Below are 23,877 nucleotides of genomic sequence, written 5' to 3' on the forward strand. Positions count from 1 at the left end.
ACCCGGCCTTCCCTGCGCAATGGCTTTACGGCTTATGCCGTGATCTCCCCGGAGACGAGTTCTTGGTTGACTCCGTCGCTGCCGTTCCCGCTTGCGCTTCTCCGACAGCTTGACGCCTGCAACGGGCGCCAGGACCACACGGTTTTGCCGTACGCTTAGTCCACGCCGTCGTCGAGGCGTAAACCAGCGTCCACCGCAACCCGTCCAACGTCCGTGACGACGGCCGACGCCCTTCTGAGTAGGACGGGATGGCGATAGATGCGCACTGATTTGGGCCGGCCGACAACAGAAATATTTTTGATTTACAGAAACTTTCCACTTGACACGTTTTCCGTAAATCGGAAGTGATTTGCCCGTCGGGTTGTTTTGTCGCACCTCTCTGTCATTCCGGGGCTCGCGCTGCGCGCGCCCCGGAATGACAGAGATAGCAACGGCGTAGTCCGGATGAGCGCAAGCGATATCCGGGGCGGTAGTGGTCCCGGATGTCGCTGCGCTCATCCGAGCTACTTACTCCACGTTCATCGAGCGCTACGCTGCACGGCAGCAACCGGAACCAAAACCAGCACCACCCGTTGAAGCTCCGAAACCAAAACCCTCGCCGGAGATTGTAATGGCCCCTCGCGCCTACTGGAAAGGCTCGCTGAAGCTTTCCCTCGTGTCATGCCCGATTGCGCTGTACCCGGCCTCGACCTCGGCCGAGAAGACCCGCTTCCACATGATCAACAAGGAGACCGGCAACCGGCTGAAACAGCAGATGGTCGATAGCGAGACCGGCGATGTCGTCGAGAGCGACCAGAAGGGCCGCGGCTACGAGCTGAAGAAGGGCGAGTATGTCGAGGTCGAGAAAGAGGAGCTGGAGGCGGTCCAGATCGAGAGCAACCACACCATCGACATCGACAGCTTCGTGCCCCGTGACGAGATCGACAAGCGCTACCTCAACAACCCCTATTATATCGTGCCGGACGGCAAGGCCGGTATCGACGCCTTTGCCGTGATCCGCGACGCCATGAAGGACCAGGACCGCGTCGCGCTGGCGCGCATCGTGCTGACCAATCGCGAACACGTCATCGCGATCGAGCCGCTCGGCAAGGGCCTGCTCGGCACCACGTTGCGCTACCCCTACGAGCTGCGCGACGAGGACAGCTATTTCGACGACATCAAGAATCCGAGGATATCGAAAGACATGATCGAACTCGCCAGCCACATCCTCGATACCAAGGCGGCGCATTTCGATCCGTCGAAATTCAAGGACGAATACGAAAACGCGCTGAAGGCGCTGGTCCGCCGCAAGGCCTCCGGCAAGCCGGTAAAGGCCGCCCCGCGCGAGGAGAAGGCGGATAACGTCATCAACCTGATGGACGCGCTGAAACAGAGCCTGAAAGGCAAAGCAGCCACCAAGCGGCGGGCGAGCGCGCCGGCCTCGCGCCGGGCCCCACCACGACGCGCAGCGAAGAAGGCGCACCGGTCGGCGGCTCGGGCCCGCAAGGCGGGGTGATTTCGAGAACGCAGGCCACTCATTCGTCATGCCCGGGCTTGACCCGGGCATCCACGACTTACTTGCTTCTATAGAGACGAAGACGTGGATGGCCGGGTCAAGCCCGGCCATGACGAGAACGAGTGGATGTCTACGCCTACTTCTTCGCCTTCCGCTTCTTCGACGTCTTCCGCTTCTTTGTTGTCTTCCTGGCCTTCTTCGGCACCTTCTTGCCCTTGGCGCGCGCCTCGGAAAGTCCGATCGCGATCGCCTGCTTCTTGCTCTTCACCGTTCTGCCGGAGCGGCCGCTCTTCAAGGTGCCGGCCTTGCGTTTCTTCATTGCGCGCCTGACGTCGGCCGAAGCCTTCCTGGAATATTTTCGTGCCATGGATTACCTCCCGGTGTTCGGGAAAATAATCGTCGCATGGTATGAAAGTTCCAGCGCCTGCAACCCTCACGCCATCGCGGCATGGAGTTCGGCCGGGTTTTTCGCGGCCCGCAATCGCGCAAGCGTATTCGGCGATCTCAACGTTCGGGCGACCAGCGCCAGGGCGGTGAGCGCTTCGCTCTCCACTGCCGCAGGCAGCAGCAGGACGAACACCACGTCCACCGCCCGTCCGTCGATGGCATCGAACTCGATGCCCTGCTTCAGCTTTGCAAGCAGCCCATAGGGCCGCTTCAAGCCCGTCAGCCGGGCGTGCGGAATGGCGATGCCGTTGCCGGTTCCCGTCGATCCCAGTTCTTCCCGCTTCAGGAGGTGCGACGTCACCTGATCGACGGCCAAGCCGAGATTGGCTGCGGCCATGGCCGCCAATTCCTGCAACAGCGGCCCCTTCTGCGAGGCCCGAACGTCGATCATGACGTCGGTTGGCGATAGCAGATCGGAAATCTTCATTGTAACTCCAGGCGGGCCCGCAATGTATCAATCGGGCGCGCGCAGCCGATAGCCTATTCCGGTTTCAGTCAGAACGAACTGCGGGCGCTCCGGATCTGCCTCGATCTTCTGCCTGACCTGGCGCACATAGACCCGGAGGTATTGCGCGTCGGTCAGTTCATCCCACAGCTCCTTCAGCAGGAACCGGTGGGTCAGCACCTTGCCGGCATGCTGAACCAGCACGCGCAGCAATTCATACTCCTTGGGTGACAATTTGACATCCTTGTCACCCACTTTGACGATGCGGCGCACAAGATCGACCGAAAGATCACCGGATCGAAATACCGGTCGTTCGCCATGAACCTGCAACTGATGCCGCAGCGCGGCGCGCATGCGGGCAAGCAGTTCGTCCATCCCGAACGGCTTGGTGAGATAATCGTCGGCGCCGAGATCGAGCGCCTGCACCTTGCCGACCTCGTCGCCGCGGCTCGACAGCACAATGACCGGAACGCTGTCGTTGCGCCCGCGGATCATGCGCAGCAATTCATGGCCCTGGATATCCGGCAATCCGAGATCGAGAATGATCAATGCGGGATCCTGCGCAAGCAGTTCAAGCCCGATCTTGCCGTTGGAAGCTTCCAGGATCTCGTAGCCCTGCGTGCTCAGTCCCATCCGCAGCAGTTTACGGATCGGCGGCTCATCGTCGATCACCAGGACCTTGATCGGCGCGGCACTCATGCGGCGGTGTCCAGTGCATCTGATACGGCCGGGACCGGCAAGCGGATCGTCAGCACGGCGCCGCTCCGGTCAAGCCGGTTGGCGGCCGAGATCGTGCCATGCATCGCCTCGACAAAGCCGCGCGAAATCGCCAGGCCAAGGCCGGTGCCCGGACGGACGTGATCGCCCTTTTGCGCGCGATGGAACTTGTCGAATATCATATCCACCTCCTCGGGCGGTATACCATCGCCTTCGTCAATGATCTGCAGGGACACCCAATCCCTTTCCCGCAAACCCCTGATCGAAATCATGGTGTTGGCCGGCGCATATTTCGCCGCGTTGTCCAGCAGATTAAACAGCACCTGCTCGAACAGCACCGCGTCAAGCTGCAGCATCGGCAAGTCGGCGGCCAGCTCAAGCGAAACCTTGTGGCCTCCAAGAATCTTGCTGGCGCGCCGAAGCACGCTGCCGACGATCTCGCCGATATCATGCAGCGCCGTATTCGGCACCACGGCGCCGGATTCCAGCTTTGTCATGTCGAGAAGGTTGGCGATGAAGCGGTTGAGCCGTTCGGACTCGTCGATCACGGTCGCCAGCAGATCCCGCTTTTCGGTGTCGCTCAGGCCGCTGTCCAGGTCCCGTATCGCGCTTGCGGCGCCGAGCACCGAGGCCAGCGGTGTCTTGAGATCGTGCGAGATCGAGGTCAACAGCGCCGAGCGCAGACGATCCGACTCCACCGTGCGTTTGACGCGGTCCATATCCTCCACCAGCAACACCCGCTCGATCGCGAGCGCGCCCTGATCCATCAAGGCGTCGAGCAACCGGCGCTGATCCGGGGTGAGCAGCGGCCCGGTCTTGTCGTCATCGATGCCGATGACGCCGATCGGCCCGCGTCCGGTTCGCATGGGGAGGAACAGGCGCTTGGCGCCCGGCAGCGTATCGGCGCCGCGCCCCGCGGCCCGGTCGTTGCCCCATGCCCAGTTCGCGGCGGCGAGATCAGCCTTGTCCAGCTGATCTTCGGGCGGATAGCCGGCCTTGACGGTGATGATGCCGTCCTCCGGCAACAGCAGCACCACCCGCACCTTCAACATCAAGGCCGTCTGGTAGGCGGTCGCCCACAACACGTCGTCGAGTGTCGCGGTGCCCGCGAGCTTGCGGCTGAAGGCGTAGAGCGATTCCGTGGTGCGGACCCGGCCCATCGCAGTCACAGCCTGTGTTCGCACCCGCGCTGCGACGTTGGAGACCAGGATCGCAATCAGCATGAAGAAGAAGAAGGCGGTGACATTGGGTGGATCGGTGATCGTGAAATTATAGAGCGGCGGCAGGAAGAAGAAATTGTAGCAAAGCGAGCCCACCACGCTTGCAAAAATCGACGGCAACAGCCCGTAACGGACGGCAGCCCCGACCACGGCCGTCAGGAACACGAGGTCGACGTTTTCGATGCCCAGCCGCGGATGAACCAGCAGGCCGGCACCGAGCGCAATGGCGACGAACGTCAGGGATATCGCATAGGGTACAGGATCGAACGGCTCCTGCCGTTCGGCCGTGCGCACCGTGTTCTTCGGAACGGGTTCGGCCGCGAGCTCCTCGCCGGCGATCACGTTGACGGTGATATTGCCGGCGCGGCGCACCAGATCGTGCACGACCGAGCCGCGCGTGAGTTCGAACCACCACGAACGCGTCGACTTGCCGATGATGATCTGGGTCACATTGTTGGCTTGCGCGAACTGGACCACGTCATCGGCAATGCGCCGTCCGACGCCGGGAATGGTGATAGCCTCGCCACCGAGCGCTTCGGCCAGGCGCAGCGTGTCGGCGAGCCGGTCGCGCTGCTCGTCGGTCAGTTGCAGGCTGCGCCGCGTCTCGATGCTGATCGCCGTCCATTGCGCGTGCAACCGGTCGGCCAGCCGCTTGGTGTAGCGGACCAGCCCCGCCGATCGCGGATCCTCACTGATGCAAACCAGAACACGCTCGCCTGCGGCCCAGGGCCCGGCGATCGCGTTGGCCTGCATGTGGGTCAGGAGTTGCTCGTCGACACGTTCGGCGGTGCGTCGCAAGGCCAGTTCGCGCAGCGCAGTCAGATTGCCCGGTGAGAAATAGTGCTCGAGCGCGCGTTCAGCCTGCTTGGGGACATAGACCTTGCCCTCCTTCAGCCGCTGGATCAAATCATCGGGCGTGAGGTCGATCAGCTCGATGGCGTCAGCGCGGTCGAACACCTTGTCCGGCACGGTCTCGCGCACCCGCACATGCGTGATCTGCGCGACCACGTCATTGAGGCTCTCGATGTGCTGGATGTTGACCGCCGTATAGACATCGATGCCGTGGGACAGCAGCTCCTCGACGTCGAGGTAGCGCTTGGGATGGCGGCTGCCCGGCGCGTTGGTGTGAGCGAGTTCGTCGACCAGGGCAATCTGCGGACGCCGCGCGATCAGGGCGTCGAGGTCCATCTCCTGGAGAATCTGGTCCTTGTATTCCAGCTTCCTGCGCGGAATGACCTCAAGGCCATGCAGCAGCGCCTCGGTCTCTGCCCGGCCGTGGGTCTCGACCACGCCGACCACGACATCTATCCCGGCCGTCCTCTTGGCATGAGCGCTTTGCAGCATCTCGTAGGTCTTGCCGACGCCGGGGGCGGCACCGACGAATATCTTGAGCTTTCCGGCCCGATCATTCTCGCGGCGCGCAGCCTCCAGCAGCGCGTCCGGCGAGGGTCGTTTCTCATGATCTTGGCGCTGATTTGCCATGCGGCAATATAGTCATGTCATCCGGCGCAGCCTAGCTCCCGTCATTTGGCTGTAGCGGCATCCAGCGCCAGATTCAGCGCCAGAACGTTAACCCTGACCTCGCCGAGCAATCCAGCCATGCGGCCCTGGGTGTGCTCCGTGACCAGCTGGCGGACGCGCTCTTCCGGCATCTTCCGCGCGTTTGCCACCCGCGGCACCTGGAATAGCGCCGCCTCCGGCGAGATGTCCGGATCGAGGCCGCTGGCAGAGGTCGTGACGAGGTCGACGGGGACGGAAGCGTTGGGGTTTTCGGCCTTCAGCTTGTCGACATCCTCCTTGAGCCGGTCGGCCAAAGCCTTGCTGGTCGGGCCGAGGTTGGAGCCGCCGGAATTGGCCGCGTTATAGGGCGCCGACACCGTCTTTGTGGAATCGGCGGGGTCCGGCGCCGAGGTCGCCGAGAGCCGCCCGTGGAAATATTTGTCTTCTTTGAACTCCTGCCCGATCAGGGCCGAGCCGATCACCTTGCCATCCTTCTCGATCAGGCTGCCTTGCGCCTGCTTTGGAAAGATCACGTCGGCAATCGCGGTCATCGCGAGCGGATAGGCGAGGCCTGTGATGGCGGTCAGCAGCAGCAAGAGGATGATGGCGGGGCGAATTTCGCGAAGCATGATGTGTCTCCTCAGGCCAGGTTCAAGGCGGTGACCACGAGATCGATCGCCTTGATGCCGATAAAGGGAATGATGATGCCGCCGAGGCCGTAGATCAGCAGGTTACGGCGCAGCAGCGCGCCGGCGCCGACGGCGCGGTAGGCGACACCTTTCAGCGCCAGCGGGATCAGCGCGATGATGACAAGCGCGTTGAAGATGATCGCCGACAGGATCGCGCTCTGCGGGCTCGCCAGATGCATGACGTTGAGCACCTCGAGCTGCGGATAGAACGCCAGGAACATCGCGGGGATGATCGCAAAATACTTCGCGACGTCGTTGGCGATCGAGAACGTGGTCAGTGCACCCCGCGTCATCAATAGCTGCTTGCCGATCTCGACGACCTCGATCAGTTTTGTCGGGTTGGAATCGAGATCGACCATGTTGCCGGCTTCGCGCGCGGCCTGGGTGCCGGTATTCATGGCGACGCCGACGTCGGCTTGCGCGAGCGCGGGCGCGTCGTTGGTGCCGTCGCCGCACATCGCCACCAGCTTGCCCTTGGCCTGCTCGTCGCGGATCAGCTTCAGCTTGTCCTCGGGGGTTGCCTGGGCGAGGAAATCGTCAACGCCGGCCTCGGCCGCGATCGCGGCAGCCGTCATCGGGTTGTCGCCCGTGATCATCACGGTGCGGATGCCCATCCGGCGGAGTTCAGCAAAGCGCTCGCGGATGCCGCCCTTGACGATATCCTTGAGGTGGATGATTCCGAGCAGGCGGCCGTCCTTGGCGACAGCCAGCGGCGTGCCGCCTTCCTTTGCGACTTCGTCCGCGATGGCCTGGAGTTCGCGGGCCGCTTCAGTCCCGACCGAAGGCTGGATCGCACGAACCGCGTTGCCGCTGGCCATGGTCTGCGCGGTACCGCCGCCGATGTAATTGAGGATCGCCTCCACAGCGCCCTTGCGGACGGACGATGAGCCGGCGTCGATGCCGCTCATGCGGGTTTGCGCAGTGAAAGGCACGAATGTCGCCGCAAGCTCCTTCATGTCGCGGCCGCGGATGCCATACTTCTCCTTGGCCAGCACCACGATGGAGCGGCCCTCCGGGGTTTCGTCGGCGAGCGACGCCAGTTGCGCCGCATCGGCCAATTCCTGCTCGGTCACGCCGCGGACCGGGCGAAACACCGTTGCCTGCCGGTTGCCGAGCGTGATGGTGCCGGTCTTGTCGAGCAGCAGGGTATCGACGTCGCCGGCGGCCTCGACCGCGCGGCCGGACATCGCCAGCACGTTGAAGCGCACCAGCCGGTCCATGCCGGCAATGCCGATCGCGGAAAGCAATGCGCCGATGGTGGTCGGGATCAGCGTCACGAACAGCGCCACCAGGACGACCACCGAAATCGAGCCGCCGGCGTAGGCGGCGTAGCTCGGGATCGTCACGGTCGCGAACACGAAGATGATGGTAAGGCCCGCAAGCAGGATGTTGAGCGCGATCTCGTTCGGCGTCTTCTGCCGCTCGGCGCCTTCCACTAGCCTGATCATGCGATCGATGAAGGTCGAGCCCTGCGCCGCGGTGATGCGGACGCGGATCCAGTCCGACAACACCTGGGTGCCTCCCGTCACCGCCGAACGGTCGCCGCCGGATTCGCGGATCACGGGCGCGGATTCGCCTGTAATCGCAGCTTCGTTGACCGAAGCGACGCCCTCGATCACTTCGCCGTCGGACGGGATGTTGTCGCCGGCTTCGACCAGAACGATATCGCCGACTTTCAGCGCGGTGCCGGGCACCAGGCGAAACGTCTTGTCCGAACCGGTCAGCAGCTTGGCCTGGCTCTCGGTGCGGGTCTTCTTCAGCGATTCGGCCTGCGCCTTGCCACGGCCTTCCGCCACCGCTTCCGCGAAATTGGCGAACAGCACCGTGAACCACAGCCACATGATGATCTGGAACGTGAACCCGAGATTCGCGCCGCCGGTGAGGAGATCGCGCACGAATATGACTGACGTCAGCGCCGCGACAATCTCGACCACGAACATCACCGGGCTCTTGATCATCAGCCGCGGGTCGAGCTTGACGAACGACGACCTGATCGCCGGCACCAGGATCTTCGGGTCTGATATCGCCGAGGCCGTCGCCTTTTTCTGCAGTTTCATGGCTTCCATGGACGTAACTCCGAAGAGGGATCTATCAGAACAGATTGTTGGCGTTCATCGCGAGGTGTTCGACGATCGGCCCGAGCGCCAGCGCCGGGAAGAAGGTGAGACCGCCGATGATCAGGATCACACCGACGACGAGGCCGACGAACAGGCCACCGGTGGTCGGCAGCGTGCCGGCCGATGGCGGGATCGACTTCTTGGCCGCCAGCGAGCCCGCAATGGCCATCGCCGGCACGATCATGAAGAAGCGGCCGACGAACATCGAACTTGCCAGCGTCAGATTGTAGAACATGGTGTTGCCGGTCAGGCCGCCGAACGCCGACCCGTTGTTGCCGGTCGCCGAGGTGAAGGCATAGAGCACTTCGGTGAAGCCATGCGGCCCGGCATTGGCCATCGACGCCACCGCCGGCGGGAACACTACGGCGACCGCGGTCCAGCCGAGATACATCAACGGCAGCACCAGGATCGCAAGCATCGCCATCTTGACCTCGCGCGCCTCGATCTTCTTGCCGACATATTCCGGCGTGCGGCCGACCATCAGCCCGGCGACGAAGATCGCCAGCACGACGAACAGCAGCATGCCATAGAGGCCGGCGCCGACGCCGCCGACGATGATCTCGCCGAGCTGCATGTTGATCAGCGGGATCATGCCGCCGAGCGCGGTAAAGCTGTCATGCATGGCATTGACCGCGCCGCAGGAGGCCGCCGTGGTGACCACGGCGAACAGTGAGGATGCAACGATGCCGAAACGGATTTCCTTGCCTTCCATGTTGCCACCGGACAGCCCGAGCGCAGTGAGCGTCGACGTACCGTTGGCCTCGGCCCAATAGGTGATGGCGACGCCCGCGAGGAACAGCACGCCCATGACGCCGAGGATCGCCCAGCCCTGGCGCTGGTCGCCGACCATGCGGCCGAACACGTTGGTCATGGCGGCGCCGATCACAAAGATCGAAAGCATCTGCACGAAGTTCGACAGCGCGGTGGGATTCTCGAACGGATGCGCGGCGTTGGCGTTGAAGAAGCCGCCGCCATTGGTGCCCAGCATCTTGATCGCGACCTGCGAAGCGACCGGGCCGACCGCGATGGTCTGCTTGCCGCCTTCCAGCGTCGTGGCGTCGACATAGGCGCCCAGCGTCTGCGGCATGCCCTGCCAGACCAGGAACAGCGTGTAGACCACGCAGATCGGCAGCAGCACATAAAGGGTGCAGCGCGTCACATCGACCCAGAAATTGCCGATGGTACGCATCGAGGAACGCGAGAATCCGCGGATCAGCGCCACCGCGAGCGCGATGCCGGTCGCGGACGACAGGAAGTTCTGGTGCGTCAGGCCCAGCATCTGGACCAGATAGGACAGCGTGCTTTCGCCGCCGTAGTTCTGCCAGTTGGTGTTGGTGATGAAGGAGATCGCGGTGTTGAACGACAGATCCGGCGCGACCGCGGATTGATCCTGCGGATTGAACGGCAACAGCGCCTGCAGCCGCATCAGGCCGTAGATGACGAGAAAGCCGCCGACATGGAACAGCAGCATCGCGACCGTATAGGTCAGCCAATGCTGCTCGCGCTTCTCATCGACGCCGCCGATCCAGTACAGTCCGCGTTCGACCGGCCGCAGCACGGGCGACAAAAAGGTGGACTCGCCGTTGAAGACGCGGGTCATGTACCAGCCGAGCGGTTTGACCAGCGCGACGACGATGGCGCAGTACAGGAAAATTTGAATCCAGCCAATGACGGTCATGGTCGGGAACCCTTCAGAATCTCTTTGCGGGTAGCAGCAGGTGAATGAGCGCGATCAGGAGCGCCGAGGTAACGACAAACGCCAGGACGACTTGGACCAGCGTGATCATGGCGCCCTCAGAAGCGTTCGGGCCGCAGCAGCGCGTAGGTCAGGTAGAACAAGAGACCCAGCGATACGAGCCCGGCGAGTGAATAATCGAAGATCATGGCCTTACCCTCACAACCGTTCGCAGGCGTAGGCGTAGCCGATGCCCGCCAGAAAGAAGCCTGCGGCTAGCGCCAGCATGATAATGTCCAGCATGGGATGTTCCTGTGCGACATGAGCCGCGGGCCGAACGGACGGCTCGCTTTGGATGGCTGAAGTGCCACCGGGCGCATAGGTTTTCGAGATGGGGGCAATGGCGACGTTATAGGAATTCCATAAGTGCCCGTCTCCCCGGCTCTCCATCCTCACGTCGTCCCGGCCTGAGCTCAGATGCGCAATTGCGCATCGCATACCGCGCTGCGCTATCGATGAAGCAGGACGGCAGAGACCATCCGCAAAGTTTCCGACGGTGGCTATGGGTCCCGGCCTTCGCCGGGACGACGCGGGGAGAGAGCGTGCCAACATCACCCACTTATGAAATCCCTATTTCTTCATCCCTCGCCGCATCTCGTTTTCAAATGGCGTTCTGACCACCTTGGACCCACGGCTGCGGTGGCAGTCGCCCCACGAGTGAGATATAGCCATGTTTATTCTCGCAGAATCCCAAACCCCCGCTGAACTCGGTGACCGGCTGCGCAACGCGTATGCCGTGACCGCTGAATTCCTGTCCGACATCGTCGACCAGACCTGCCGGCGCTTTCCGTCCGTGAGCCAGAGCGGCAAGACCGCCCGCATCGAGCGTCTGATTCAATCCGGCGCCTGGACCGATGCCGCGCTGGCCCTGATCGACCTGGAATTGCCGCAATGGCAGCTGCGCCGTATCGCCTATGACGAGGGCGAATGGCATTGCGCGCTGTCGCGCGAACGCGAATTGCCGGATTGGCTCGACCAATCCGCCGAGGGCCGTCACGCCGATCTGGCGCTGGCGATCCTCAGCGCGTTCGTCGAGGCGCAGCGCCTCAGCGCGCGGACGGACCGGACCAGCGTCCCGATGGTGCCGCAAAAGGCAGACGTACTTTACCAGCCGGTCCTGAGCGACAATTTCGCCTGAAGCCGCGAGCAAACCTTGGCGCAACTCCCGAACCTGCCGCGAGAACTGAAATCGATCCAGGTACTGGCTCGCTTTTCCCTGCGCATGGCCATTCTGATGGCTTTCGCGGCGTTCGGCAGCATCGGATTCGCCAGAAGCCTCGTCGCATTGCTGTGGATGGCCGCCATCCTCAGCGCCGTCGTCGGCGCCATCCGGCGGGAGCCGCCATTCGATACGGTTCTCAACCACTGGGATGAACTGATGGCCTACGCTGCCTTGTGCAGCCTGGCTGTCGGCTTCATCCGAACCGCTCCGGTTTGAAGCGCTCGACGCGCGATCCTATGCGGCTCCTATGCGATCGCCATCCCACCACTCTCGAATTCATATCCAGCCGGGAAGATATTGGCGGCATGAGCCAAGCCGTCTCTCAGATCGCGCGGCTCACCACTGGAAGGAATACCAACGTGAAGCTCGTCGAACCTCCCTCGTGTAGCTCTGCCTCTGCAATCGTCTTTATCGGCAGGAACCGGCGCGGCCAATGGGTCGTCCAGGAACAAAACGGTCTTTATGGCGGCCTGTTCGTCAGCCGTGCGCAAGCCGTCAAATATGCGCTGTTCGAGAACGGCCGTCATCCCGAAAGCATCGTCGAACTGGCGCGCGAGATCGAACTCGACATGGGCGAAGCGCCCACGATCTCCAGCGCCGTTCGGCGTGTCGCGTAGCCGGCCGATCGGATACCCGTTTCCAGGAGAGTGTGATGGTTCAGCTTCATTCGGTTGCGGAGCGGGAGCAGGTGGTCGATACCATGATTGGCCTCACGCGCCTGACACATCTGCACCGCGCGATCATTGCGGGCAGCGGCAGCATGGAATTCTATCTTGCGCTGCGACGGCGCGGCTTCCCGCGCGTAGCCACTGCCCAAACCTGCCGGATTCCGAAAGGCCAGCACCCGGTCGGGCTGATCGCGGGAAGCAACTCCCTCCAGGCAATCGAAGCCGCGATCGTGGAGCTATTGCCGTTCCTTGGCACCAGCGCCGCCATCGCGGTCCTGATCGACTGCCGGGAAACCGGTGCCGGCCTGTGCATCCGGGAAAGGCTGGAGCAGATGGGCTTTCGAATCGAAGCCGGCGTCAGGTGCCAGGAGGGGTTCGTACTGTCAGCCATCCGGCACGGTTTTGGCCAGATGGAAAAGGCGGCGTGAATCCCCATGACGTCGATTTCAACTCCCGCCACCTGGCTGGCGGGCTACATACCCGACATTCCCACCCCGTTCGATGAACACGGCGCCGTGGATCTGGCAGCTCTTGCGATGCTGTGCGAGCGTCAGATTGAGGCCGGCGTCAGCGCCATCCTGGTCAGCGAAACCACCGGTGAAGCCTCAACGCTGACACCTGCGGAACAGGAAGGCATTATTCGCACCGCCGTCAGAGCGGCGCGGGGCCGCGTCCGTGTCGTAGCCGGCGCCGGATCCAATTCGACCAGCCACGCGATCGAGCTGGCGCAGCGGGCTGAAGCGGCCGGCGCCGATGCGCTGCTTTCGGTGGTGCCTTACTACAACAAGCCGATGCAGGCCGGCATCCAGGCCCATTTCAGGGCGATCGCGATCTCCACCGCGCTGCCGATCATCCTGCACGACGTTCCATCGCGGACCATGCGCGAATTGTCCGATGACACGGTGTTGCGGCTCGCCAACTCAAAACACTTCATCGGGTTGAGGGATGCGACCGGCGACATCGCCCGGCTATGCCGCTTGCGTCAGCTTCTGCCCGCGGGCTTTCGACTATTGTCCGGCGACGACACGACGGCGCTGCCCTTCATCGCCAACGGCGGGGACGGTTGTATTTCCGTTGTCTCCAACGTCGCGCCGGAACTGTGCCAGGCGGTATTCTCCAATTGCCGGCTGGCGCGGCCGCAGACCGCGCGATACCTGCATAACCGCCTGTTGCCACTGACGGCCTGCCTTGCGAATGAGAGCCCGGCGGCGCTGAAATACGCGCTGTTCCTGCTCGGCTTCATGTCCCCGGCCGCCCGCCTGCCGATCGTCGAACTTACCGACGACGCGAAAGCGGAAGTCGCGAGCGCGATCGCACCAATCGGCGACGAGGATATCGCCTGCCCGGTCGAGCACTGGCACGGGCCTCGGCTTCACGAGGATGCCGTGACGGCGTCCCAGGCACGGCGCGGATGACTTCCGAGTTTCATGGCACGGATTGGTTTGCCGCCACGCTGCGCGCCTGGCAACTGGCAATGCTGCGCTATGCCGTGACGCTTGATAACGCCGACCGGCTGGCCGTGCTCCGGATCGCCCATGAAATCGACCGACTCCATCCGCGGCAGGACGGCAGCTCCGAGTTCGAATTTTTTCGCCGCACCAGCGCTGAGCTTTGCACGGCGATCCTGCAACCGAATGAACGCGCGACCGCGGTTCTGCAACAATATCTGGTGCGGCTTGACGATGACCGTCTCAAACGTGCCTTTGCAGCAGCGATCGATGCCAGTCCGCAGCCGGTCGTCTCTCCGATCAGCCGGGCCGCTCGAGCGCGCAACGAGCTGTGGAAGGGACTTTCCTCCCGCAGCAATCATTGAGCGCGGGAGTCATCAAGCCTGCAGTGAGCCGTATCGCAGCCTCGCGTTCAACCGGGCGTCCCGCGCCCAAGACGCCTCTTAAGGATAAAGAGACTACGCTTTAGAGGCCGTGCTTTTCCCGCCATTTCGGTCCGGGGCCGCGCATATAGTGGTCCTCCGGCCGATATCTTGTGACCGGGCCGTCCCAGGATGGACTCAGAAACGTGACCACGACGCCGATAACGCGGCGCATTTGAGAAACAAGGGCCGATGCCCGGAATGGAAGCTGCTGCATGTGGTCCTCCACGCGAATGATTGGTCTGGAGTCGGCAAATGCCGCAGCTCAATCCTTGCTGGACCGGTCGTAGCGATATCCGCGGAGTTCGAGTTCGCGCTCGATACGGCGCATCTTCGAATCGGCGATAGCCTCGATCATGCTTTTGAAAAAACCGTTGACGCGTCCGAACGCGCCACGGGCGCGTATGCTGACGCGCTTGTCAGGGATCCGGCCAAACCGGTAATCGCTGGTGACCAAATGAGCCATCTTGTATCTCCACGGTCAACTCGCTGCGCGAGCGACTGACCTGAAGATGCGCAGGCCGGCATAGGAAATCGAGGCAGACGTCCGCACCATCGCATAGCCGCGGCATAAGCGGCCGGGATCGCGGCGACACCATCCCATCTCCTGAATTCCTATAACTTTCCTATGAGATGGGATGCCCGTTCATCTCGCAAACCTATGGCATCAACGGCACATCGAAGACGTCAGGGCTTTCAGGAGGGCCGCGCGGGCCGGTCAATTGTTGGCGCATAGCCAACAAGACCAACGATAAGGATCTGGACATGACGATGCTGACCCATCATGGCGGCCGATACAAACCCGCCTCCTATCTATCCGGACGGCCGGAGATATCGGGCGCGATCACGGGTGGCGGACACATTGCGATGCTCAGGCGATTCTGCCTCTCCGCTGTTGTGGTCCTGCTCATAGGCGGTGGGGTAGCCGGCATCATCGCGCTCAAGGCCATGATCGCCCTTTCGCGCATCAGCTATTGATGCGGGCCGAACGACGCGCGAACAAGGTTCTGCTGCTTTCCGCCTTGAAAAACCTCTTAACAATCGCGGTCCAGGAGGCCGAACATACATTTGACCACAAATTCCCGGGTGGCTAGCCTTGCCGAGAACACGGCGTCGGCGCAGGTTTCAGCAGCGATCATTGAGGGATGGAAGCCATGAACATAGCGCCGCAAGCGGGCACGACGCACGATCCCGTTGCTTCCGACGGTGTGGTCGCGGCCGGAGCCTATGTCGACGGCCGGCGGGTCGCCAATATCGCCATCGAGGAAGCTTCGAGCTGGCGCAGCAAGCCCGGCCATGTGGTCTGGATCGGGCTGCACGAACCGGACATGACGATCCTGACGAGCGTGCAGCAGCAGTTCCAGCTGCATGATCTTGCCATTGAAGATGCGAACAACGCGCACCAGCGGCCGAAGATCGAACAGTATGGCGACGGCCTGTTCATCGTGGCGCGCACCGCGCAGCTCGTCGGCGACAGCATCGCGTTCGGCGAAACCCATCTGTTCGTCGGCGAAGGATATCTCGTCTCCGTTCGCCACGGCGCCTCGACGTCCTACGCGCCGGTGCGCGCGCGCTGCGAAAGCTGCCCGCGGGCGCTGGCCCGCGGGGAGGATTATATCCTCTACGCCATCCTCGATTTCATCGTCGACAACTACTCGCCGGTGCTCGAGACCATCCAGGAAGAGGTCGAAGCGATGGAGGAGCAGGTGCTCGCCAGCGCGATGACGCGGGCGCAGATCGAGCGGCTGTACCTGTTGCGGCGCGATCTGTTGCGGCTGCGGAACGCGGTCGGACCTCTGGTCGAGGTCTGCCGCCGGCTGGAGCACGACAATCTGCCGATGATCCGCCCCACCATGCAGCCGCTGTTCCGCGACGTCACGGACCACGTCCGCACCGTCCAGGAGCAGATCGATTCGCTCCGCGAAGTCCTCGCTTTTGCCTTCGAGGCCAGCCTTTTGGTGGGTCAGGCCCAGGAGACCGCGGTCTCCAAGAAACTCGCCTCATGGCTTGCCATCATCGCGGTCCCGACCGCGATCGCCGGGATCTACGGCATGAACTTCAAGCACATGCCGGAACTGGAGTGGGAGTATGGTTACTTCGCCATTATCGGCACGATCCTGACCGTTTGCGCGGGCCTGTTCTGGCGATTCCGGCGTGCCGGATGGCTTTAGCTGACCGGCCTACCCCGTTTTCGCAACGCAAACGAGTACCAACTTTGCCCAAGACGCTATAGAATGCTGTCGAGCCAGTGATTTGGCCGACGGATGAGCATCATGATTGCGACATCGATGAGTCGAATAATCGTACCGTCCATGGTCGCGGCTTGCAGTGTGGCGGCCATCGTCGCCGTCTATTACATCAGCCGCGAACCGCGGGTCGACACCAAGGCAGTGGCCGCTGCGCCGGCAGTCTCGAAGCCGGCATTGGACGCCCCAAAGCAGGGTGCGCTCACAGCCGCACTGGCGGAAGCAAACGCCGTGACGGCCAAGCTGGGCGGACCACCCCCACCGCCGGACGGCGTGCCGTCGTTCGACGTTGCCCGCATCGAGCCGACGGGCGAAGCTGTCATCGCCGGCCGGGCCATGCCGGGCGCAGCGGTGGAACTGCTGCGCAACGGCGAGATCCACGATCGCGTGGTGGCGGATCAGTCCGGACAATTCGTCATGGTTCCGCCCCGGCTTCCTTCAGGGACGTATGACCTGACGCTGCGGGCCAAGGAGCCGGACGGCAAGCAGACTTCGTCCAAACAGAGCGTGACGGTGGCGCTTGAGCCGAAATCAACCGACCGGCCGGTCGTAGCGTTGATGGCGCCGGACAAACCCACCGTCGTGCTGTCGCAGCCGGCTGCGCCAAAGCCGATGGCCGGTGCAGTGGTTGCGGAGACGGTTGAGATCGAGCCGGGCGGCAAGCTCCATGTCAGCGGCCGCGCCCGCCCCGGCGCCGCGGTGAAGCTTTATCTCAACGACAGTTTTATTGCGTCGGCAACGGCTGGCGCAGATGGACGTTTTGCGGTCACGATCAATGAGGGGGTCGCCTCCGGCAGCTACCGCGTGAGGCTGGACGAGGTGGAGCAGAATTCCGGCGCTGTGCGCGCACGCGCCGAGGTGCCGTTCAACGTTCCCGACACGATGGTCACGGCCTCCGTGCCGGCCACCGCGGCCAAACGGCTGGACGTTGCCGCTGCACGGCCGCCGGAGCTGGCGGCCGCCATGGCCGCCGTTCTGCCAGACAAGGGCTCGCCGCCAGACAACGGCTCGCCCTCCACCGTGGTCGTGCCGAAGATCAACACCACCACCGTCTCGCGCGGCGACAGCCTCTGGCGCATCAGCCAACTCTCCTACGGAGCGGGCACGCGCTACGCCGTCATTTACAAGGCGAATCGGGAACAGATCCGCAATCCCAACCTGATTTATCCCGGCCAGGTTTTTGTCGTTCCGATGCCTGAAGCGCGGCCATAGCGTCTGCGCGAGAGATTGCGCGGCTTTCTAGCTCGCGCTCCATTATGTGCGGCGGTTCTGCTGGACGCGCATGACGACCGCCACGTCTCGGGTGAACGACTAGCTCTCTTCACTCCGCCGCGATCCACAGCCCGGCCCTGGCCCACACGGCGCCTCGGAGACCTTTCGGCTTTCAATCATTTGTGCCAAGGCACCTTCACCTTGGTACGCTTCCCTGCGGGGCTTTCAGGCGGTACAACCCGCCTGTATTCTCCTGTGTAGCGGCTAAATGAAGTGTAGCGGTGCAGACCAGTGACAATATTTGATCGAATTCTCGACGCGGCCGCGGATAATCTCAGGATAGCGAAAATCCTGGTCCAGCTGGGGCTCGACCCCAACAACGTCACCTACGACGCGCTGTTCAATCGCCTGCTGGAGATTTTTCTCCACAATATCACCCTGGCCAACATGTTCGCCCTGGTCGGCGCCATCTTCTTCGTCGCCACCTTGCTGACGCAGACCATGGTGCCGCTGCGCGTCGCCAACATGATCGGTTGCGCATTCTTCGCCCTGTTCGGCGCGCTCACGGCATCCGTCACAACCTTCCTGTTGTATCTCCTGATGGTCCCCATCAACGCGTATCGCCTCCGGCAGATGCTCGTTCTGGTGAAGAAGGCACGCAGCGCGACGAAAGGCGATACCTCGCTGGAATGGCTCAAGCCGTTCATGACCGAGCGCAAATATCGCAAGGGCGACGTTCTATTCAAAAAAGACGATGCCGCCCATGAGATGCTGCTGACCGTCACCGGAAAATTCCTGGTCAAGGAAATCAGCGTCGAACTTCCGCCGGGACGCCTGATGGGCGAATTTGGTTTCCTCACGCCCGATAACCGGCGCACGGCGACGATCGAATGCATCGAGGATGGTCATGTGCTGACCATCACTTATGACAAGCTGCTCGAGATCTACTTTCAGAACCCGCAGTTCGGCTATTACTTCCTGGTCCTGACCAGCCAGCGCCTGCTGGAAAACATTGCGCGACTCGAAGGCATTGTCGCGCAACACAAGTCCTTGCAGCAGGCCGCGGCTGCGAACGGCCCCAACTGATCGGCGGATACGCGCGCAAGAGCGTCTCTTCTCGTCATGGCCGGGCATAGCCGTCTGAAGGACGGCGTCGCTTACGCTCGCCTATGCCCGGCCATCCACGTCTTCCTACTTAATTCGAGCAAAGACGTGGATGCCCGGCACAAGGCCGGGCATGACGACGCAAAGTGAGAGGCCTTGGTTTTATGCTCGCCCTTTGAGAAGCCTACTCCGCTGCCGTCCGCAGCTCGGCCCTTTCGGCGCGCACCGCGCAGAACTTGAACTCGGGGATCTTGCCGAACGGGTCGAGCGCCGGGTTGGTCAAGAGGTTCGCTGCCGCCTCGGCGTAGCAGAACGGCATGAACACCATGTTCTCCGGCACGTCACGGTCGGAGCGCACCTTGATCTCGACCGCGCCGCGGCGGGTTTCCAGCTTGATGAAATCGCCGGGCCATACGCTGAGGCGCCGCATATCCTTCGGCGACATGAACGCCACCGCCTCCGGCTCGATCTGGTCGAGCACATTGGAGCGGCGCGTCATCGAGCCGGTGTGCCAGTGTTCGAGCACGCGGCCGGTCGACAGCACCATCGGATACTCGCCGTCCGGCAGTTCGTCCGGCGGAATGACCTTGGCCGGCACGATCTTGCCGCGACCGCTCTCGGTCGGGAAGCCGGTGGTGAAGATGATCTCGTTGCCGGGCTTGTTCGGGTCATCCGCCGGATAGGTGACGGCGCCTTCACGGACCAGCCGCTCCCAGCTGATATTCTTGAGCGACGGCATCAGCTGCGCCATCTCGGTGTAGACGTCGCCGGGGCCCGAATAATTCCACGGCAGCCCCATACGCTTGCCGATCTCCTGGATGATCCAGAGATCCTGTTGCGCGTCGCCCGGCGGCTTGATCACCTGGCGCGCAAGCTGCACGCGGCGGTCAGTGTTGGTGAAGGAGCCGTCCTTTTCCGCAAAAGCCGAGGCCGGCAGGATGACATCGGCGTGGAATGCAGTCTCGGTGACGAAGAGGTCCTGCACCACGAGATGATCGAGCATGGCGAGCGCTCCGCGCGCATGCTGAAGATCGGGATCGGACATCGCGGGGTTTTCGCCCTCGATATACATGCCCTTGATCTCACCGGCGTGGATCGCGTTCATGATCTCCACCACGGTCAGGCCGCGTACCGGGTCAAGCTCCTGGCTCCACAGCTTCTCGAAATTGCCGCGCATGTCGTCGCGGGAAACCGGCTGGTAGTCCGGCAGGAACATCGGGATCAGGCCGGCGTCGGACGCGCCCTGCACGTTGTTCTGGCCGCGCAGCGGATGCAGGCCGGTGCCGGGACGGCCGACCTGTCCGGTGATCAGCGCCAGCGCGATCAGGCAGCGCGCATTGTCGGTGCCGTGGACATGCTGGCTGATGCCCATGCCCCAGAATATGATCGACGATTTGGCGCGCGCATAGGTCCGCGCCACCTCGCGCAAGGTTTGTGCCGGGATGCCGCAGATCGGCTCCATCTTCTCCGGCGTGAACTCCTTGATCTTTTCCTCGAGATCCTGAAAGCCCTCGGTGTAGCCCGCGATGTACTGATCGTCGGTCAGGCCTTCGGTGATGATCGTGTTGATCATCGCATTCAGCATGGCGACGTCGGAGCCGGGCTTGAACTGCAGATGTTTGGTCGCGTGGCGCGACAGCGTCTGCCGACGCGGATCCAGGACGAAGAGCTTCGCGCCCTTCTTCGCCGCGTTCTTGATGTAGGTTGCAGCGACCGGGTGGTTGACGGTCGGATTTGCGCCGATCACGATGATGACTTCGGCGTCCATCGCCGCCGCGAACGGGGCCGACACCGCGCCGGAGCTCAGGCCTTCGAACAGCGCCGCCACTGACGATGCGTGGCACAGCCGCGTGCAGTGATCGACATTGTTGGAGCCGAAGCCGGTGCGCACCAGCTTCTGGAACAGATAGGCCTCTTCGTTGGAGCCTTTGGCGGAGCCGAAACCGGCCAGCGCCTTGACGCCCTGCTCGTCGCGGATCTTCACGAGACCGTTGGCGGCGATATCCAGCGCCTCTTCCCACGAGGCTTCGCGGAAATGCGTGAACGGATTGGCCGGATCGACCTGGTCGTTGGCATCCTTCTTCGCGTTCGGCAGCCGCACCAGCGGTTTGGTCAGGCGATGCGGGTGATGGATGTAGTCAAATCCAAAGCGGCCCTTGACGCAGAGCCGGTTGTGGTTGGCCGGGCCGTCACGGCCCTCGGCGTAAATGATCTTCTCGTCCTTGACCTGGTAGGTGACCTGGCAGCCGACGCCGCAGAACGGGCACAGCGAGTCGACTTCCTTGTCCGGATAGGTCACGCGGGTCTGGTTCTCGTCCAGCATCACCGACGGCATCAATGCGCCGGTCGGGCACGCCTGCACGCATTCGCCGCAGGCGACGCAGGTCGATTCCCCCATGGGATCGTCGAAGTCGAACACGATTTTCGACCCGTGACTGCGATAGGCCATGCCGATGACGTCATTGACCTGCACTTCGCGGCAGGCGCGTACACACAGGCCGCACTGGATGCAGGCGTCGAGATTGACGCTCATCGCGGGATGGCTGACGTCGCTTTCCCAGCGCTCGGCCGCGGGAAAACGGCTTTCGGTGACCTCGACCTTCTCGGCCCAATGCCAGAATTTTGAGTCAGGATCGTGGGAGGTCTCGCGCGCCGGCTGGTCGGCGACCAAGAGCTCCATCACCATCTTCTGCGCTGCGACCGCGCGCGCGCTTTCGGATTTCACCTTCATGCCGACGGTAGGCGTGCGCTTGCAGGATGCCGCCAGCACGCGCTCGCCCTCGATCTCCACCATGCAGGCGCGGCAATTGCCGTCGGGCCGATAGTCCGGCGCGGGCGAATAGCACAGATGCGGGATTTCCTGGCCCTGGCGCTTTGCCACCTGCCAGATGGTTTCGCCTGCGTTGGCCTCGACCTGCTTGCCGTCGAGTTCGAATTTGATCTTGGTCATTCCGCGGCTTCTTTCGGCACGAATTCTTCCGGAAAATATTTAATCACTGACGTCAGGGGATTCGAGGCCGCCTGCCCGAGCCCGCAGATCGAGGCATCGCGCATCGCCTGGCTCAACTGGTCGAGCAGTTCGCGGTTCCAGACCGGGCGTTCCATCAGGATCGCCGCCTTCTGGGTGCCTACCCGGCACGGCGTGCACTGGCCGCAGCTCTCATCCTCGAAGAAGCGCATCAGGTTCAGCGCCGCGCCCCGTACGCTATCGTGTTCGGACAGGATCACGACCGCGGCCGAGCCGATGAAGCAGCCGTATTTTTCCAGCGTGCCGAAATCGAGCGGGATGTTGTCCATCGACGCCGGCAGGATGCCGCCGGACGCGCCGCCCGGCAGATAGGCGTGGAACGTATGTCCGTCCGCCATGCCGCCGCAGAACTCGTCGATCAGCTCGCGCACGGTGACACCCGCAGGCGCCAGCTTCATGCCGGGGTTCTTGACGCGGCCCGACACCGAATAGCTGCGCAGGCCGTGGCGGTCGTTGCGGCCGTTGCCCTTCCACCAATCCGCGCCCTTCTCGACGATGTCGCGCACCCACCACAGCGTCTCGATATTGTTGATCAGCGTCGGCAGGCCGAACAGGCCGACCTGGAACGGATATGGCGGCTTGTGGCGGGGCAGCCCGCGCTTGCCCTCGATGCTTTCGAGCAGTGAGGATTCCTCACCGCAGATATAGGCGCCGGCGCCGCGGCGCATATGCAATACCGGACCGCCCGGCGGCAGTTTGGCGATCTCGCGTTCGAGAATTTCGCGCGAGGCCGGATATTCGTCGCGCAGGTAAATGTAGACATCGGTCGCCTCGACCACATGCGCGCCGATCAGCATGCCTTCGAGGAAGCGGTGCGGGTCGGTCTCGAGGTAAAAGCGATCCTTGAAGGTGCCGGGCTCACCCTCGTCGCCATTGATCGCCATCAGCCGCGGGCCGGGCTCGCCGAGCACCGCGCGCCATTTGCGCCCCGTCGGGAAGCCGGCGCCGCCGAGCCCGCGCAGCGAGGCGTCGTCGAGCGATTTGAGCAAATCTTCCTTTGAAAGCGCGCCAGAGCGCAAGCGATTGAGCAGCGCGTAACCGCCGCCGGCGACATAGGCGTCGTAGCCGACATACTCAGGCAGATGCGCATGCGTCTCGCCGCCCTTCGCCGCGGCGAGCACGCTTGCAGTGGTGGCATGGTCGACAAAGTGATGGCCGACTTCGGCCGCGGGCGCGGTGTCGCAGCGACCGACGCAGGGCGCGCGCACCACGCGAATGCCGGGGCCGGCGCTGTCCTGCAATTCATGCAACAGTTTTTCCGCGCCCAGCATCGCGCAGGTCAGCGAATCGCAGACGCGAATGGTCAGCGGCGCAACATCCGGCTCGCCTTCCTTCACGATATCGAAATGCGCGTAGAAGGTTGCGGTCTCGAACACTTCGGCAAACGACAGCTTCATCTCGTCCGCGAGGGCTGCGAGATGGCCTGCGGAAATCTGGTGATACGTGTCCTGGATCAGATGCAGATGTTCGATCAAGAGATCGCGCTGCCGCGACCGGTCGCCGAGCAGCTGTTCAATCTCGTGCGCGGCGGTCGGATCAACCTGGCGGCCCTTCGGCGTCGCCTTGGCCCGCTTCCGCCCGGCGCCGGGATGCTCGAACGAGCGCACTTTCTGCACGTCTTGAACCATGGAAAACGTCTCGTTCCTGCCTGTATGTTTCCGCGATCATAATTCGTGGCATGCCAGATGCCAAGAGAATTGTCGCGTTTTGATAAGCATTTAAGGCGACACGCAATGGCGCGGCGGTACTCTTCTCCGCCCAAAGGCACCCCTCCTGTCGGAGCAGCCGTTGCCGATCAGCGGATGAGAACTGGAATCGATCTAAAGATCAATAAAGCTGTCTCATGATGCGATAGGGAATACGCATCGATTTGGTTTTGCAATCGGTCGATACGAATTCAAAATGACTCGTCCTAGTTTCCGCCGTTCGCCTTTTCGATCAGAAACACGATGCGGGTCTCCGCGCGCTCCGTGATCTCGACCTTGTCGCCGGTTTCGCGGATCAGATTCGGGATATCGATCACCGACAGCGGATCGGTGCAGTGGACTTCAAGCCGTTCGCCGGGCTTGACCGATTTGAGCGCCTTGCGCGTCTTCAGCGCCGGCAGCGGGCATTTGAGACCGGTGAGATCGAGCTTTGTCGTAGTCATGCCGGGAACATGG

General features: G+C 62.8%; 24 protein-coding genes. 11 read left to right on the forward strand and 13 right to left on the reverse strand.

Annotated elements, in window-relative coordinates:
* The first annotated feature begins 610 nt into the window (after window positions 1–610).
* The gene (ku, locus tag JQ641_RS32650) at window positions 611–1,495 is read left to right on the forward strand and encodes a non-homologous end joining protein Ku (protein WP_212000304.1); all 885 of its coding nucleotides are present in this window, start codon (window positions 611–613) and stop codon (window positions 1,493–1,495) included.
* 136 nt (window positions 1,496–1,631) lie between these two features.
* Here the strand turns inward: ku and JQ641_RS32655 are convergent, their stop codons facing one another.
* The 9 genes from JQ641_RS32655 to JQ641_RS32695 all read right to left on the reverse strand — a co-directional run bounded on the left by JQ641_RS32655 (window position 1,632) and on the right by JQ641_RS32695 (window position 10,755).
* Complete coding sequence (locus tag JQ641_RS32655; protein WP_212000306.1) at window positions 1,632–1,862, reverse strand: DUF6496 domain-containing protein; 231 nt, start codon at window positions 1,860–1,862, stop codon at window positions 1,632–1,634.
* A 66-nt stretch (window positions 1,863–1,928) separates the two neighbouring features.
* The gene (locus tag JQ641_RS32660) at window positions 1,929–2,369 is read right to left on the reverse strand and encodes a PTS sugar transporter subunit IIA (protein WP_212000307.1); all 441 of its coding nucleotides are present in this window, start codon (window positions 2,367–2,369) and stop codon (window positions 1,929–1,931) included.
* Between the two features lie 27 nt (window positions 2,370–2,396).
* A complete protein-coding gene (locus JQ641_RS32665; RefSeq protein WP_212000308.1) occupies window positions 2,397–3,086 on the reverse strand; it encodes a response regulator in 690 nt (229 codons plus the stop codon).
* Window positions 3,083–5,806, reverse strand: coding sequence for a DUF4118 domain-containing protein (locus JQ641_RS32670; RefSeq protein ID WP_212000309.1), 2,724 nt, complete (start codon window positions 5,804–5,806; stop codon window positions 3,083–3,085). Before JQ641_RS32670 ends, JQ641_RS32665 begins: the two co-directional genes overlap by 4 nt.
* A 41-nt stretch (window positions 5,807–5,847) precedes the next feature.
* The gene (locus JQ641_RS32675) at window positions 5,848–6,453 is read right to left on the reverse strand and encodes a K(+)-transporting ATPase subunit C (protein ID WP_212000310.1); all 606 of its coding nucleotides are present in this window, start codon (window positions 6,451–6,453) and stop codon (window positions 5,848–5,850) included.
* An 11-nt stretch (window positions 6,454–6,464) separates the two neighbouring features.
* Window positions 6,465–8,579, reverse strand: coding sequence for a potassium-transporting ATPase subunit KdpB (gene kdpB / locus JQ641_RS32680; RefSeq protein ID WP_212000314.1), 2,115 nt, complete (start codon window positions 8,577–8,579; stop codon window positions 6,465–6,467).
* Between the two features lie 25 nt (window positions 8,580–8,604).
* Complete coding sequence (kdpA, locus tag JQ641_RS32685) at window positions 8,605–10,308, reverse strand: potassium-transporting ATPase subunit KdpA (RefSeq protein ID WP_212000317.1); 1,704 nt, start codon at window positions 10,306–10,308, stop codon at window positions 8,605–8,607.
* 116 nt (window positions 10,309–10,424) lie between these two features.
* Window positions 10,425–10,514, reverse strand: a complete 90-nt coding sequence (locus JQ641_RS32690) for a K(+)-transporting ATPase subunit F (protein ID WP_016846764.1) — start codon at window positions 10,512–10,514, stop codon at window positions 10,425–10,427.
* 10 nt (window positions 10,515–10,524) lie between these two features.
* A complete protein-coding gene (locus JQ641_RS32695; RefSeq protein ID WP_212000318.1) occupies window positions 10,525–10,755 on the reverse strand; it encodes a hypothetical protein in 231 nt (76 codons plus the stop codon).
* A gap of 280 nt (window positions 10,756–11,035) precedes the next feature.
* On the opposite strand from JQ641_RS32695, the gene JQ641_RS32700 reads away from it, so the two are divergent.
* The 6 genes from JQ641_RS32700 (at window position 11,036) to JQ641_RS32725 (ending at window position 14,068) form a co-directional block, all read left to right on the forward strand.
* Complete coding sequence (locus tag JQ641_RS32700; protein WP_212000320.1) at window positions 11,036–11,503, forward strand: hypothetical protein; 468 nt, start codon at window positions 11,036–11,038, stop codon at window positions 11,501–11,503.
* A 15-nt stretch (window positions 11,504–11,518) separates the two neighbouring features.
* Window positions 11,519–11,803, forward strand: coding sequence for a hypothetical protein (locus tag JQ641_RS32705; protein WP_502755017.1), 285 nt, complete (start codon window positions 11,519–11,521; stop codon window positions 11,801–11,803).
* 143 nt (window positions 11,804–11,946) lie between these two features.
* Window positions 11,947–12,204, forward strand: coding sequence for a hypothetical protein (locus JQ641_RS32710; protein ID WP_212000509.1), 258 nt, complete (start codon window positions 11,947–11,949; stop codon window positions 12,202–12,204).
* A 35-nt stretch (window positions 12,205–12,239) separates the two neighbouring features.
* Complete coding sequence (locus JQ641_RS32715) at window positions 12,240–12,683, forward strand: hypothetical protein (protein ID WP_212000322.1); 444 nt, start codon at window positions 12,240–12,242, stop codon at window positions 12,681–12,683.
* A 6-nt stretch (window positions 12,684–12,689) separates the two neighbouring features.
* A complete protein-coding gene (dapA, locus tag JQ641_RS32720) occupies window positions 12,690–13,670 on the forward strand; it encodes a 4-hydroxy-tetrahydrodipicolinate synthase (protein ID WP_212000325.1) in 981 nt (326 codons plus the stop codon).
* A gap of 59 nt (window positions 13,671–13,729) precedes the next feature.
* Window positions 13,730–14,068, forward strand: a complete 339-nt coding sequence (locus JQ641_RS32725) for a hypothetical protein (protein ID WP_212000326.1) — start codon at window positions 13,730–13,732, stop codon at window positions 14,066–14,068.
* 322 nt (window positions 14,069–14,390) lie between these two features.
* On the opposite strand, the gene JQ641_RS32730 is transcribed toward JQ641_RS32725, so the two are convergent.
* Window positions 14,391–14,591: a hypothetical protein gene (locus tag JQ641_RS32730; RefSeq protein WP_212000328.1), complete on the reverse strand. Its 201-nt coding sequence runs from the start codon at window positions 14,589–14,591 to the stop codon at window positions 14,391–14,393.
* Between the two features lie 299 nt (window positions 14,592–14,890).
* Here JQ641_RS32730 and JQ641_RS32735 point away from each other — a divergent pair, with 299 nt between their 5' ends.
* The 4 genes from JQ641_RS32735 (at window position 14,891) to JQ641_RS32750 (ending at window position 18,669) form a co-directional block, all read left to right on the forward strand.
* Window positions 14,891–15,103 carry a hypothetical protein gene (locus JQ641_RS32735; protein ID WP_212000329.1) on the forward strand — a complete coding sequence of 71 codons (213 nt, stop codon included), beginning with the start codon at window positions 14,891–14,893 and terminating at the stop codon, window positions 15,101–15,103.
* 176 nt (window positions 15,104–15,279) lie between these two features.
* Complete coding sequence (locus JQ641_RS32740) at window positions 15,280–16,296, forward strand: magnesium and cobalt transport protein CorA (RefSeq protein ID WP_192740142.1); 1,017 nt, start codon at window positions 15,280–15,282, stop codon at window positions 16,294–16,296.
* A gap of 117 nt (window positions 16,297–16,413) precedes the next feature.
* Window positions 16,414–17,583, forward strand: a complete 1,170-nt coding sequence (locus JQ641_RS32745; protein WP_249150982.1) for an Ig-like domain-containing protein — start codon at window positions 16,414–16,416, stop codon at window positions 17,581–17,583.
* Between the two features lie 291 nt (window positions 17,584–17,874).
* The gene (locus tag JQ641_RS32750; protein WP_192740144.1) at window positions 17,875–18,669 is read left to right on the forward strand and encodes a Crp/Fnr family transcriptional regulator; all 795 of its coding nucleotides are present in this window, start codon (window positions 17,875–17,877) and stop codon (window positions 18,667–18,669) included.
* Window positions 18,670–18,871: 202 nt separating this feature from the next.
* Here the strand turns inward: JQ641_RS32750 and fdhF are convergent, their stop codons facing one another.
* From fdhF to JQ641_RS32765, 3 genes are all read right to left on the reverse strand, one after another.
* Complete coding sequence (gene fdhF / locus JQ641_RS32755) at window positions 18,872–21,637, reverse strand: formate dehydrogenase subunit alpha (protein ID WP_212000339.1); 2,766 nt, start codon at window positions 21,635–21,637, stop codon at window positions 18,872–18,874.
* On the reverse strand, window positions 21,634–23,343 hold the full coding sequence (locus JQ641_RS32760) for an NADH-ubiquinone oxidoreductase-F iron-sulfur binding region domain-containing protein (protein WP_212000341.1): 1,710 nt from the start codon (window positions 23,341–23,343) through the stop codon (window positions 21,634–21,636). Before JQ641_RS32760 ends, fdhF begins: the two co-directional genes overlap by 4 nt.
* A 284-nt stretch (window positions 23,344–23,627) precedes the next feature.
* Window positions 23,628–23,864, reverse strand: a complete 237-nt coding sequence (locus JQ641_RS32765) for a sulfurtransferase TusA family protein (protein ID WP_212000343.1) — start codon at window positions 23,862–23,864, stop codon at window positions 23,628–23,630.
* Window positions 23,865–23,877: the final 13 nt, after the last annotated feature.

It is taken from the genome of Bradyrhizobium sp. JYMT SZCCT0180 (assembly GCF_018130165.1).
GTDB lineage: Bacteria > Pseudomonadota > Alphaproteobacteria > Rhizobiales > Xanthobacteraceae > Bradyrhizobium.

What these genes read in the sequence shown, in the direction of transcription:
- ku (WP_212000304.1), top strand. Translation starts at nt 611, where the DNA reads ATGGCCCCTCGCGCCTACTGGAAAGGCTCGCTGAAGCTTTCCCTCGTG.
- JQ641_RS32655 (WP_212000306.1), bottom strand. Translation starts at nt 1,862, where the DNA reads ATGGCACGAAAATATTCCAGGAAGGCTTCGGCCGACGTCAGGCGCGCA.
- JQ641_RS32660 (WP_212000307.1), bottom strand. Translation starts at nt 2,369, where the DNA reads ATGAAGATTTCCGATCTGCTATCGCCAACCGACGTCATGATCGACGTT.
- JQ641_RS32665 (WP_212000308.1), bottom strand. Translation starts at nt 3,086, where the DNA reads ATGAGTGCCGCGCCGATCAAGGTCCTGGTGATCGACGATGAGCCGCCG.
- JQ641_RS32670 (WP_212000309.1), bottom strand. Translation starts at nt 5,806, where the DNA reads ATGGCAAATCAGCGCCAAGATCATGAGAAACGACCCTCGCCGGACGCG.
- JQ641_RS32675 (WP_212000310.1), bottom strand. Translation starts at nt 6,453, where the DNA reads ATGCTTCGCGAAATTCGCCCCGCCATCATCCTCTTGCTGCTGCTGACC.
- kdpB (WP_212000314.1), bottom strand. Translation starts at nt 8,579, where the DNA reads ATGGAAGCCATGAAACTGCAGAAAAAGGCGACGGCCTCGGCGATATCA.
- kdpA (WP_212000317.1), bottom strand. Translation starts at nt 10,308, where the DNA reads ATGACCGTCATTGGCTGGATTCAAATTTTCCTGTACTGCGCCATCGTC.
- JQ641_RS32690 (WP_016846764.1), bottom strand. Translation starts at nt 10,514, where the DNA reads ATGATCTTCGATTATTCACTCGCCGGGCTCGTATCGCTGGGTCTCTTG.
- JQ641_RS32695 (WP_212000318.1), bottom strand. Translation starts at nt 10,755, where the DNA reads ATGGAGAGCCGGGGAGACGGGCACTTATGGAATTCCTATAACGTCGCC.
- JQ641_RS32700 (WP_212000320.1), top strand. Translation starts at nt 11,036, where the DNA reads ATGTTTATTCTCGCAGAATCCCAAACCCCCGCTGAACTCGGTGACCGG.
- JQ641_RS32715 (WP_212000322.1), top strand. Translation starts at nt 12,240, where the DNA reads ATGGTTCAGCTTCATTCGGTTGCGGAGCGGGAGCAGGTGGTCGATACC.
- dapA (WP_212000325.1), top strand. Translation starts at nt 12,690, where the DNA reads ATGACGTCGATTTCAACTCCCGCCACCTGGCTGGCGGGCTACATACCC.
- JQ641_RS32725 (WP_212000326.1), top strand. Translation starts at nt 13,730, where the DNA reads ATGCTGCGCTATGCCGTGACGCTTGATAACGCCGACCGGCTGGCCGTG.
- JQ641_RS32730 (WP_212000328.1), bottom strand. Translation starts at nt 14,591, where the DNA reads ATGGCTCATTTGGTCACCAGCGATTACCGGTTTGGCCGGATCCCTGAC.
- JQ641_RS32735 (WP_212000329.1), top strand. Translation starts at nt 14,891, where the DNA reads ATGACGATGCTGACCCATCATGGCGGCCGATACAAACCCGCCTCCTAT.
- JQ641_RS32740 (WP_192740142.1), top strand. Translation starts at nt 15,280, where the DNA reads ATGAACATAGCGCCGCAAGCGGGCACGACGCACGATCCCGTTGCTTCC.
- JQ641_RS32745 (WP_249150982.1), top strand. Translation starts at nt 16,414, where the DNA reads ATGAGTCGAATAATCGTACCGTCCATGGTCGCGGCTTGCAGTGTGGCG.
- fdhF (WP_212000339.1), bottom strand. Translation starts at nt 21,637, where the DNA reads ATGACCAAGATCAAATTCGAACTCGACGGCAAGCAGGTCGAGGCCAAC.
- JQ641_RS32760 (WP_212000341.1), bottom strand. Translation starts at nt 23,343, where the DNA reads ATGGTTCAAGACGTGCAGAAAGTGCGCTCGTTCGAGCATCCCGGCGCC.
- JQ641_RS32765 (WP_212000343.1), bottom strand. Translation starts at nt 23,864, where the DNA reads ATGACTACGACAAAGCTCGATCTCACCGGTCTCAAATGCCCGCTGCCG.